The sequence below is a fragment of the Hanamia caeni genome, assembly GCF_003721595.1.
Taxonomy (GTDB): Bacteria; Bacteroidota; Bacteroidia; order Chitinophagales; family Chitinophagaceae; genus Ginsengibacter; species Ginsengibacter caeni.
This window is the reverse complement of sequence record NZ_RJJR01000014.1, coordinates 156,155-168,622: the sequence shown is the minus strand read 5'-3', so window position 1 is coordinate 168,622 and position 12,468 is coordinate 156,155. Positions and strand designations below refer to the sequence as shown.

The 12,468-nt window shown below is 39.3% G+C and carries 7 protein-coding genes; 5 read left to right on the top strand and 2 right to left on the bottom strand.

What is annotated here, in order from left to right:
* Positions 1-118: 118 nt before the first annotated feature.
* Both EFY79_RS16520 and EFY79_RS16515 read right to left on the bottom strand, forming a co-directional pair.
* Entirely contained in the window at positions 119-2,359 is a 2,241-nt protein-coding gene (locus EFY79_RS16520; protein ID WP_123121834.1) for a DUF3857 domain-containing protein, read from the bottom strand.
* 5 nt (positions 2,360-2,364) lie between these two features.
* A complete protein-coding gene (locus EFY79_RS16515) occupies positions 2,365-4,236 on the bottom strand; it encodes a transglutaminase domain-containing protein (RefSeq protein WP_148041950.1) in 1,872 nt (623 codons plus the stop codon).
* 366 nt (positions 4,237-4,602) lie between these two features.
* Here EFY79_RS16515 and EFY79_RS16505 point away from each other — a divergent pair, with 366 nt between their 5' ends.
* The 5 genes from EFY79_RS16505 (at position 4,603) to EFY79_RS16485 (ending at position 12,087) form a co-directional block, all read left to right on the top strand.
* The gene (locus EFY79_RS16505) at positions 4,603-5,103 is read left to right on the top strand and encodes a GNAT family N-acetyltransferase (RefSeq protein ID WP_123121831.1); all 501 of its coding nucleotides are present in this window, start codon (positions 4,603-4,605) and stop codon (positions 5,101-5,103) included.
* Positions 5,104-5,115: 12 nt separating this feature from the next.
* Positions 5,116-6,039 (top strand): NAD-dependent epimerase/dehydratase family protein, encoded by a 924-nt coding sequence (locus tag EFY79_RS16500; RefSeq protein ID WP_123121830.1) that lies wholly within the window; start codon positions 5,116-5,118, stop codon positions 6,037-6,039.
* Between the two features lie 180 nt (positions 6,040-6,219).
* A complete protein-coding gene (locus EFY79_RS16495; RefSeq protein WP_123121829.1) occupies positions 6,220-8,649 on the top strand; it encodes an ABC transporter permease in 2,430 nt (809 codons plus the stop codon).
* 240 nt (positions 8,650-8,889) lie between these two features.
* On the top strand, positions 8,890-9,639 hold the full coding sequence (locus EFY79_RS16490) for a head GIN domain-containing protein (protein ID WP_158605231.1): 750 nt from the start codon (positions 8,890-8,892) through the stop codon (positions 9,637-9,639).
* Positions 9,640-9,699: 60 nt separating this feature from the next.
* Positions 9,700-12,087, top strand: a complete 2,388-nt coding sequence (locus EFY79_RS16485) for an ABC transporter permease (RefSeq protein ID WP_123121827.1) — start codon at positions 9,700-9,702, stop codon at positions 12,085-12,087.
* The last annotated feature ends 381 nt before the right edge of the window (positions 12,088-12,468 follow it).

Below are 12,468 nucleotides of genomic sequence, written 5' to 3'. Positions count from 1 at the left end.
TATCTTATAGGCTTGCATATAAATAACAATCCTTCTTATTTGTTTGTTTACTAACAGTTATGCATAAACGAAAATAAGAACGCCCCAAAAACGCAATTTCGTTTTCCAAAAAATAGATTCAGCTTTTTTTCAACAACAATTTACTATTGGCCCAATCACCGGCGGCATCTGTAAATTCAATAAGCTTATCCCAGTTTTTTGAAGGCTCATAATTATGCAGGTAATGCTTTTTTACTTTTATCGTAACAGTCTTTCCGGAAGTAGTTGCTTCAGCAATAAAAAAACCAGTTTCATTGGTAACATTTTTATTCAGCGCTTCAATGCCCTGAACCGTATAGCCATCGGGGATTTGGAATTCAATATTATATTCTATACTCCTGGCAAAAGGCGCATACATATCAATATCGCGTTTGCGTTGCTCCGGTTTAATTATTAATGGCTCGCCCTCAATTTTACCAATTTCAACAATAATATTATTACCCGCCTTTTTCACAAGACCATTTAAATTGAAACTAGAACTATACACAAAATTTGGCGCTGAAATTCTTACGCCAAGCGTGTCGGTTTTATAATCTTTTAAATCGCTAACATCCTGGTTAAACCATTCTTTTGCCTCACTCACAAATTGATCTTTTTGCTTGTTACGGGCTTCCTTAAATGCATTTTTTACTTCATCCACACTTTTTGCTGATCGTTTGCCATCTTCCAGCGATTCAATTAAAGATTTTTCTTCGTGAAAAGATTTTCTTTCTTCTTCATAATAATCTTCATACAAAATCAAAGCTCTTTGAGCATCCATTTTATAAAATCCTTTTAAAGTTGTAGAGCGATGAACAGTAAGATTATTTTTATCAGGAGTTAGCGACAACTGAAGATTTTCGATGTGTGCATTTTTATCGGAAGTGCTTGCCTTTACTTCCTGGCCATTATCAGCTTTTGGCTTTGACCTGGGATTGTAAATAAAAGATCTTACATCCTTCAGTCCTTCAATATCGGATGGTGTGCTAAGCGGCAGATCATACACCGATTGAAAAGAGAAAAATTTTTGTGACCCCGGAATAAATGTCGTGAGGAGAAGATCATCTTTGCTCAGGATTTCCTTCAGCCGGAATCCCGTACGGTCGCTGCTTATTAACACGCCAGGTTCAAGTCCCGCTGATTTAAAAGTAGCATAAATTGGAAAAGCCACATGATTAAAACTATAATTCCCGATATGGATTGTTTTCGACAGTTGGTTAATGTCGAAGTTTAATAATTGAGTAAACCTGATTGTGTAAAAGAGCCAGATTGCTTTTTCTTCATCATTCAAATTTTTATACTCCACATTGCATTGTTTGGCCATTCTTTTTGCTTCGTTTTCAATATGGCGGTATTCTTTCTTGCCGTCTTTGGCGATTAAAACACCGTAGGTAGCGGTGGAAAGTTCCTGAACTTTTCCCTGGATAAAATCGTCCGGATCTGAGTTCTTTGAAATTGAACCCGGTTTAATTTTGTCATGAAAATAGTTGGCCCCTCCTGCTCCCAGCGAAATGTTCATGCGGATAAAAGGCAATTGCCGCGCCGCTGCCACCCAAAGCGAAGTTTCAAAAGGAGGAATGTTGGTTTTTACCACATCTGCAATAATATCATCTTCATCATTTTTACTCACTTTCATATCCGGAGCGCCATTGTAGCTGCGGTATTGAATGCCATACTTCTTTCCTAATTGCGCATGAAAAGAAAGATTTAAAACCGGCGCATCAGAAAAAAGGATCACCTGGTAGGGTTTTATGGAGTTATCATTCGTTAATGATTGTGCGGTTGCGATAAAATAATCGAGAATATCGCCCGGCTGCAGGTTTGGAATCGCCACTTTTGCTTTCTTTTCCAAAGATTCATCCTGCGTCAAAACAATATCATCCGCATCTATTTCTTCTATCTTTCCATCAGGCTTTATAACCCGCGCTCCTAAATAAGAAGTAGATTTATCGGGGTGATAAAAACCGCTTTCTTTTTCAAATTGAGTAAAACTTAATTGTGAATATTCATCAACGGCCGTTTTATCATTTAGCTTCACCATCTCGCGAACTATCTCAGTTAATTTTTGCTCTTTATTGGTTCCAAAGGCCAAACCGTAATAGGCCAGTTTCGTTTTGCTTTCTGCTGTTAATTCAGTGCGTGAGGCAATAATTACTTTTGAAGCCTTACTGTATTCTGCGGGAATATTTCTTACATTAAACTGCGGCAGATTCCAGCCCCACACGTCTTTGCGAATTTCTTCAGATTGTTTACGGTACCGGGCTTCGTCTTTCGTTTGTGCATTAACGTTAGTAACGCCTGCGAGCAAAAGCGCTGCCACATAAATAAAATTATATTTCATTGAGTTTAGTTTTGAGTAAATACAATTTGCTGGTTATAAAAATCAGTAAGCTGCTTAATATCTTTATTCCATCTTGAAAAATTTTCAGGCTGCAAATCGGTATTGTTCAATAAAATTTCATTTTTATAAACCAGTTTGTCGCCTTCTATATTATACGATGCCAAAAAATTATAACCGGTATTTTTAACAGCTATATTTTTAGGTAAATCCGTTATCGTTTTGCCTTTTGGAATGGCGATTTCAGTCTCAAAAACTTTGTCATCTTTAAAATCAAACCAGTAAGGCAGTTTCCTTTTCAAAGTATCAATGGTTGCGCTTTCAAAATGTCGCCGGTTGTCAACAGAAACATAAGTTTCCTTATCAAACACAGAAAGTACATCTTTCCAAACCACATCGTATTCCACTTTCAAATCGGCATTATAGTTTGAAAGATTATCAATTTTCAAATTGCTGATTTCAAATTTCGGATTCCCTTCTGAAAGAAACTGCTTCAATGCTTCTTCCCTTTTTTGGTCTTTAATTTTATTCAGCACGGTAAGCATCCATTCTTTATTTTCACCTTTCCACACCTGACTTACGTGGCCTTTAAGATTGTTTCCATCTACTGAAAATTTCCTGTATTCAGTAGATGTATTTTGCGTGGCTTTTTCTACCGGCACTCTTTCTAATAAATAACTGTCGCCGTTTTCTATTAAAGTCTGGCGGCCTTGAATTCTTTCAGCAATTTCTCCAAAACCAATATATTTTTCAGTAGCGTCCAAATAAACAGGTTTGCCATCTTTTATCCACGCACAAATCATGTGATTGTCAACAGCAAGGCAAGGCGTGCTGTAATCGTAGGCGATATGTTTCGTGCCAATCCAGCATCTTCTTGCGTCAAGGTTTATGGAGCGCAACATTTCTGTTAGTAAATTGGCCATGCCTTTGCAGTCGCCATATTTTTTCCTCAATACTTCCTGCGCCTTCTCCGGCTTAAAACCTGCTATCCCGTTTTCAAAAGCAATATACCGGATGTTGTCCTGCACCCACTGAAAAATTGCCTTCACTTTTTGCTCGTCTGTTGCGGCGCCTTTGATGATCTCATCTGTCGTTGCTTTAATAATAGCATTGTCGTCGCCGATTTGCTGAACGAGGCTTCTGTACCAGGCATACTGGTCGCTCACCGTATTAAAATAATTATATTTTACATCTGCGGGTTTTGCCGACTTACACAATACTAAAATATGAGGCATATAATAACCGGGGCCAGGAGCGTCATTTTCGTTACTCGCAGCAGGCATATTTTTCATGTTGTAGGTATAAACAGTAGCGCCACCATCCGTAGAAATATTTTTTGTGATTTGGTAATTCTTAAAATTGAGTTCTTTAATTTCTATTTGCATCCACGAAGGAACTTTTAATTTTATTTGCTGCGCTGCAATCGGCTGCCCGCTCATAAAATAAACAGTGGAAAAATAGCGCGGATCAAGTGTTGTCTTTTTAAAAGTAACTTCCGAGGTACTTCCTTTTTTTAGAATCGGTAATTTGAAATAGCACACATGCGCATCAGAATAAAAAGTACCGTCTACATCATAATATTCATAATTGGGTTTAATACCATTTTTCTTTAACCCCTCTGTTTTTATATCCACATCATCCACCGAAACCACGTCGTTGTAAAATTCAACAATGGGCACTTCAGTGCGATAATTATTGCAGGTATACGAGCGTTGGCTTTCTTCTTTAATCTGCACAGGATGGGCGGTATTGCCTTTTACAAAAGAAAATTCCCTTACAGAATTAGTGATTACCACGTTTTTCTCATCATCGGTGTTTGTTTGTGCTGAGAGAGAACAGGCGATGGTCAGCAATGCCATGAATACAAAAAAAAATTTCATAAAGCAGTAACGAAAGTTATTTGTGATTATTTTGGGAAGATATTGAATAGTTTCAGAATTCAAAAAAATGTTGAATAGCAACCGTGTGAAATAAGAAAAAACATTATTTGTTGGTTTACTGAAAGGTGACACCTCCGCCGCCAAAACAACGGTAACATTTCGCAACGGAAGAATAGCCGATTTTGATTTGGTGGTAGGAGCCGACGGGTTGCATTCAAATGTGCGTAACCTTGTGTTTGGTGATAAGTCGCAAATTGAAAAGTTTTACATGGAAAATAAAGCCTTACCCCAAACACAAAAAATCACTCCTACTTCTGCAAGGTATTTTATAGCTAATTTTATCGCCGTTTGTAAAAAACAAAAAATATGCAAATAAGAAGAATCGCGGCTGCCGATAATGCTGCCCTTGCAAAAATTATCCGCAATTCCCTCGAAGAATTTAATGCGGTAAAAAAAGGAACCGTTTATTTTGATGAAAGCACCGACCATCTCAGCGATTTGTTTTCCGAAAAACGGTCTGCCTATTTTGTGATTGAAACCAATAATGAAATTGCAGGCGGAGCCGGAATTTTCCCTACAGAAGGATTGCCGCCGGATACCTGCGAACTGGTAAAAATGTATGTCGCGAATAAGTTCAGGGGTAACGGTTATGGACAAACGCTTTTGGACAAATGCATTCAGGAGGCATTGAAAAATGGGTTTTTAAAAATGTATATTGAAACGATGCCTGAATTATCCAACGCCATTGAGATGTACAAAAAAAACGGTTTCAAATATATCCCTCAACCTTTAGGCAACAGCGGGCACACTGGTTGTGATGTGTGGATGATGAAAACGCTTAATCAGAAAACAAAATTATTTAATTAAACCACTTATTTTATGCAAACCATTCTTGGTTCCGGCGGCGCAATCGGAATTCCGCTTGCGAAAGAACTAAAAAAATATACCGACAGGATAAGGCTTGTTTCCCGGAATCCTAAAAAAGTAAATGAACAGGATGAGCTTTTTAAAGCAAACCTTACTGATAAGCAAAAGGTAGATGAGGCTGTAAAAGGTTCAGATATTGTTTACCTGACTGCAGGCCTGGAATACAAAATAAAAATATGGCAAAAAGATTGGCCTGCTATCATGCAAAACACAATTGACGCCTGTATTCATCACCAGGCACGGCTTGTCTTTTTCGACAACGTGTATGCGTATGCGCCGGATGAAATGCCACACATGACTGAAAATTCGCGTATTGCTCCCCGGTCTGAAAAAGGTAAAGTGCGCGCCGCGTTGTTGGAAATGATTTTCGACGCCATTAAAACCAGGGGATTAAAAGCGCTCGTAGCACGCAGTGCAGATTTTTATGGCCCGGATGTAAAAACAGGTTTTCTAAATCTGCTCGTAATCGACAAATATAAAAAGAAGCAAAAAGCGATGTGGCAATCAAGCGCTTCTTTTATTCATTCCTTCACTTACACGCCTGATGCGGCAAAAGCAGTGGCCCTGCTCGGAAACACTGAGGATGCTTACAACCAAACATGGCATTTGCCTACCTCGTCACAAAAATGGACAGGAAAAGATTTTATCCACTTCATTGCAGAAAAATATGGAGCGAAGCCAAACTATTTTGTCCTCTCAAAAACTATAATCGGCTTGATGAGCTTTTTTTCAGGGATGATGAAAGAACTGAAAGAAATGCAATATCAAAATGACCGCGACTATTTTTTTGACAGCTCCAAATTTGAAAAAAGATTTTCACTTATGCCCACCAGTTATGAAAGCGGACTGAAGGAAGTGATAAATAATCCTGGTTGATTTTACGATATCTGAAAGATTTTTGTATCAGATTAATACACTAACTGTATCAAAACCGGACAGTTATTGTTTTTCTCATTCCATAAATGACTGAAAATTAACAGGAAAATACATGGCATTAAATTTCTTGGTTAAGGAAGAACATTGATATGTTCGATTGGCCACTTTCAATTTTTTGTCATGATTAAGAATTATATAAAGATTGCCTTCAGAAATCTGCGGAAGTATAAGTTTATTTCATTCATCAATATCTTCGGGCTTACTATCGGTCTTACCTGTTGCCTGCTGATTACCACCTATGTAATTAATGAATTGAGCTATGACCGGTATAATAAAAATGCTGAAAACATTTACCGCGTTACACGAAGCTTTAATAATTCAGAAGGCGTAGTTTCCTTAAAGCTGAGCACCGTGTCTCCCCCATTCGGATATTATTTTCCGACAGATTTTCCGGAGATAAAAAAGATGACGCGACTGCTGAATATCGGCACCATTCCATTTAAATACGATGATAAAATTATTGCTGAAACAAATGTATATGCAGCAGACAGCAATCTTTTCAAAGTTTTTACATTGAAAGTTCTGGAGGGAAATCCTGCAACGGCCCTGGCGGATCCTTATAGTGTTATGCTTACCAAAGACGTAGCTGAAAAATATTTTGGCAATGAAGATCCGATGAACAAAATGATAAGGGTTAACAACCAGTTTGACGTAAAAGTGACTGGCATTTTTGCGGGCTTCCCTGAAAATTCCTTTATGCACCCGCAGGTGCTGCTTTCTTTCAGCACGCTAAATGATTCTACTATTTACGGGGCAGAAAAACTCCGCACAAACTGGGGCAATAATTCATTTTTTACTTTTATTGAACTACCCGAACATTATGATCCGCAAAAGATGATAGCGCGATTTCCGGATTTTCTTGATAAAAGAATGACCGGACAATATGGCCCCAATCAACCATCAAAATTTACAAAGCTTGACCTGCAGAAGCTTACAGATATTCATTTGTATTCTCACACCGATTATGAAGCTGAAGCAAACGGCGACATCACGAGGGTATACATTTTTTCTGCTATCGCTTTATTTATCCTGCTGATAGCGTGCATTAATTATATGAACCTCTCCACCGCCCGGTCTGCGTTGCGGGCAAAAGAAATTGGTATCCGCAAAGTAGTGGGCGCACGCAAAAAAGAATTGATTTTCCAGTTCCTGAGCGAATCAGTTATTATCACATGGATTGCTATCTTTCTTGCCTTTCTATTTCTGTATTTTACTTTGCCCTGGCTCAACAAAGTCACAGCGCAACAGCTTTCTATAAGCATTTTGTTGAAATGGCAGATTCTTGTGCCACTGTTCATTACGCCATTCGTAGTTGGATTGTTATCCGGCATCTACCCTGCTCTTTTCATGTCTTCATTTCAACCGGTAAAAACACTGAAAGGATTGTTTAAATCAGCCGGAGGAAATATGTCATTCCGAAAAGTGTTGGTGATAGCGCAGTTCACCATTTCTATTGTGCTCATCATCACCACAATTATTGTGTTTCAGCAATTGCGCTTTATGCAGCACGCTTCGTTGGGCTATAACAAAGAGCATATAATTACGCTGCCCTATTATAATTCTGTAAAAACAAGCTATGATGCTTTCAGAAACGATTTGTTGCAAAACCACAATATCAGCGAAGTTTGCCGTTCCTCGCGCATTCCAACAGGCAGGTTGCTCGATGCAAGCGGGGCCTCAACAATGGTGGGCGATTCTATGCAGCCGGTGACTGCAGATATTAAATTCGTGTCTGCGGATTATGATTTTGTACCAACCTATGGAATTCATATAGTTGCCGGAAGAAATTTTTCGCGGTCATTTAGCATGGATACTTCCAATTTCATTTTAAACGAGTCAGCAGTAAAAGCCATAGGCTGGAAGTCGCCACAGGAAGCTATTGGAAAGAATTTTGCGTACGGAGGAGCGAAGGGAAAAGTAATAGGCGTAATGGCAGATTTTCATTTTGAATCATTGCAACATGAAATTGTTCCGATGATTTTGCTGAACCCTCCTGCAACACAAAATATGGCATTCAACAATCTCTCAATAAAACTGGCTGGCGATAATCAACAGGAAGCGTTGGCATCTGTAGAAAAAGTATGGAAAAAATATCTTCCTGAATTTCCTTATCAATTTACCTTCCTCGATGATAATTACAACAAGCTTTATCAAAGCGAACAAAGGCAGGAAACACTTTTTACAACCTTTGCCTTTATCGCAATTATGATTGCGTGCCTGGGATTATTTGGCTTATCCGCTTTTGAAATTACACAAAGAGTAAAGGAGATTGGTGTTAGAAAAATTTTGGGCGCAAAAGTAAGTTCCATAGTAGCCTTACTGTCAAAAGATTTTTTAAAGCTTGTTTTGATAGCAACCATTATCGCATTTCCGATAGCGTGGTATGCCATCTCCCAATGGCTGCAGGGCTTCGCCTACCGGGTGCCGATACAATGGTGGGTGTTCTTAATTGCCGCATTGCTCGCAGCGGTTGTGGCCCTTGCTACGATTAGCTTCCAGGCCATCAAGGCAGCTACGGCAAACCCCGTGGATAGTTTGCGCAGCGAATGATTAGCTAATGTGATGATTAGCTGATTAGCTAATTTGCTAATGAGAAAATATGAAAATCGGAAATGAAAATTCAGATTATTTGTTGGTTTACTGTAAAAGTCATGAATGCAATGGTAAAAAATAAAGCAAAGGACATTTGGCTTGTAACTTTTTGCTGCAGGCAAACGTTGCAATGAAATCAGCATTTTTTGTAAGCAAAAAATGATTTCAACAAAATTCAAAAACAAAAACTTTTTCAAAATGAAATTCAGCACTTTAAAAATCTTCATGGCAGGCCTCGTAATTCTTGCAGCACAAGCATCCCAGGCTCAAACCGCCACTTCCGTTGCGCCTTTTACCAAAGTGATCATCAGCCCAAACATACAGGTCACTTTTGTGGAAGGAAACAAGGAAAGTGTTACGGTAGAAAAATCAACTGTGAGCCCCGACAAAATCCACATCGAGGTAAACGACAATACGCTTCGCATTTATCTTGACGGGCAAAAAGATTTTCCAAAAAATAAAACCACTTATGAAGATGGCCGCAAAGAAAAAGAATCACTTTACAAAGGCACCGTCGTTACTGCTACCGTGGTGTACAAAATGCTGAACAGCCTTTCTATCCGCGGAGAAGAAACGCAGTTGTTGAAAAGTCCGGTGGAAGCTGATAAATTTAAATTAACGGTATATGGTGAATCGCATGTGATTTTTGAAAAGGTAGCTTTTAACGAGCTCCAGGCTGTTTTATATGGAGAAACTGAAGTGGATATTAAATCAGGAAGCATTCGCGACCAGCGCTATACGGCATATGGCGAAAGCAAAATAAATGCGCTGGGAATTGATAATAAAACCACTAAAATTACAGCCTATGGCGAATCCACTTTTCGTATCAATTCCGACGAGGCTATCAGGCTTACTGCTTTTGGCGACGCCAATGTAAAATACAAAGGAAAAGCTTCTGTGGAAAAGGGATTAACCATTGGCGATACACACATCAGCAGAATTGATTAAGCATTTTTGAAAATAAAAATTCAAGTTATTTCTTCCTTTACTGTTCATTAAAAAACTCTTATGCTGAAAAGCTATTTCAGAATCGGCTGGCGGAATCTTGTTCAAAACAAAGTGTATTCGCTCATTAATATTTTAGGCCTTGCCACGGGCATGGCGGTGGCAATGCTGATTGCATTTTGGATAAAAGATGAACTTTCTTATAACCATTATCATAAAAACCATCACCAGCTTGCCCAGGTGATGACCACCTTTATTGATAACGATGGATCAATGGAAACCGGCGAGGCAGTTTGTATGCCCATCGGCAATGAATTGCGCAGCAAATATGGAAGCGATTTCAAAAATGTTGCAATGGCCTCGTGGAATTTCGGTCACATCCTTGCCGTGGGCGAAAAGAAAATTTCAGAACAGGGCATGTGGGTGGAAGCTAACTTTCCAAAAATGTTTTCGTTAAAAATGCAGCAGGGCAACATCAATGCTTTAAACGATCCTTCCTCTATTTTATTAAGCGAAACACTCGCAAAAATTTTATTCGGCAATGACAATGCACTGAATAAAATGATAAAGCTCGACAATAAGGAAAGCTATAAAGTAGCAGGCATTTTTGAAGACTTGCCCCGCAACACCTCCTTATATGATGCGAAATATTTTTTGTCGTGGAAAAAATACGTCACTACACAAGAATGGCTCAAAAATGCTGCTACCCAATGGAACAATCATTCGTTCCAGGCTTATGTGCAGGTGGCCGATAATGTTGATATGGGCAAAGAAACAGAAAAAATAAAAAATGTAGTGATGGCGCATAAATCTGCAGCCACAGAGGGAAAGGAACAGGCCTTATTATTTCCTATGGATAGCTGGAGATTATACAGCGATTTTAGCAATGGAAAATCTTCTGGCGGACGCATTCAGTTTATCTGGCTTTTTTCAATTATTGGTGTATTTGTTCTTCTTCTCGCCTGCATCAATTTCATGAACCTTTCTACCGCGCGCAGCGAAAAAAGAGCCAAGGAAGTTGGCATCCGCAAAACCGTTGGCTCAGTGCGCAGCCAACTGATCGGGCAGTTCCTGAGCGAATCTGTGCTGATAGCTTTTATTTCATTCCTGTTTTCCATATTACTGGCGCTTTTATTATTGCCCTTATTCAATAAGCTATCCGACAAAGCTATCGGCTTGCCCTGGCTGGATCCGGTTTTTTGGCTGCTGGCATTGGCTTTTACATTCATCACCGGAATTATTTCCGGCAGCTACCCCGCATTTTATCTTTCAAAATTTGACCCGATAAAAGTGTTGAAAGGAACCTTTCGTGTGGGGAAGTTTGCTTCGCTTCCCCGGAAAATTTTGGTCATAGTGCAATTCACGTTTTCCATCGCATTGATTATCGGCACCATCATCGTGTTTAAGCAAATTCAATTTGCGAAAAACAGGCCTGTAAATTACAGGTCAGAAGGACTGATTTCTGTTGATATGTCTACGCCTGATTTATATGGCCATTATGATGCACTTCGCAGCGATCTGCTTGCTACCGGCGCTGTGGATAATATGGCGGAATCTTCAAGCCCGACTACTGCAGTGTATTCGAACCAGATTGGGTTTGACTGGCAGGGAAAAGATCCCAGCACGCTGCCGGCATTTGGAACTATTTGGGTTACCACCGATTTTGGAAAAACCATTGGGTGGCAAATAAAAGAAGGACGGGATTTTTCAAAAGATTTTATTACCGACAGCACGGCCATGATACTGAACGAAGCGGCCGTAAAGCTGGTAGGAATGAAGAAAGATATCGTCGGCCAGACTATCACTTTCAATGATAAAAAATATCATGTGGTAGGCGTAGTAAAAGATATGATTATGGAATCGCCATACAAGCCCGTAACGCCCACGATTTTCATGTGCAATCCGGAGAATGTAGGCATTGTAACGGTAGCCATCAAAAAAGCGGTTCCTGTAGCAGATGCGTTAAATAAAATTGAAGCCGTATTTAAAAAATATAATCCCGGCGCTCCGTTCGATTTTAAATTTAATGATGAGGTGTATGCGAAAAAATTTGACGACCAGCAGCGCCTGGGCAAACTGGCCACGTTCTTCACTATTTTAGCCACTTTTATTTCGTGCCTCGGATTGTTTGGTTTGGCTTCATTTGTGGCTGAACAGCGCAAAAAAGAAATTGGCGTACGAAAGGTCTTAGGCGCGTCGGTATACAATCTCTGGCGGATGCTTTCCAAAGAATTTGCCTTGCTGGTATTTATTTCCTGTTTTATCGCAATCCCGCTTGCATGGTATTATTTACATAGCTGGTTGCAGCAATATACTTACAGAACCAATATCTCAATCTGGGTTTTCATTTTTGCCGGCCTGGGCGCCTTAATAATAACATTGCTTACGGTAAGTTACCAGGCCATAAAAGCCGCCAGGTCCAACCCTGTGAACAGCTTGCGAACCGAATAACAGGCGAAGCAGAAACAAAACTAACTACAGTCGATTTTTTTTGATTTAAGATTTGGGGGTTTTTGAAAGTAAATAAGGCGCAAACAATAGGCGTCTTATTTTTTTTGAACCGGCGACGGGCAATCCAAAGCCTGCCTTCCCTTTTCATTTCTTTTTTGCAAAATGATGGCAATCTGCCACCGGAATTTTGAAACAAAACAGCCACAGAAGAATGTATCACAATGAAACACCGGGTGTATCAAAACCGTACACTTTCATTTTATTTAGAATTCTAATTCATTGAAAATGAATATCAAAATACATGGCTTGGTTTTTTTACAAAAAGAGAGTAAGGCCAGGTTTTTATTTAAATAAAAAACACAATTATTTGTCCGTTTACTG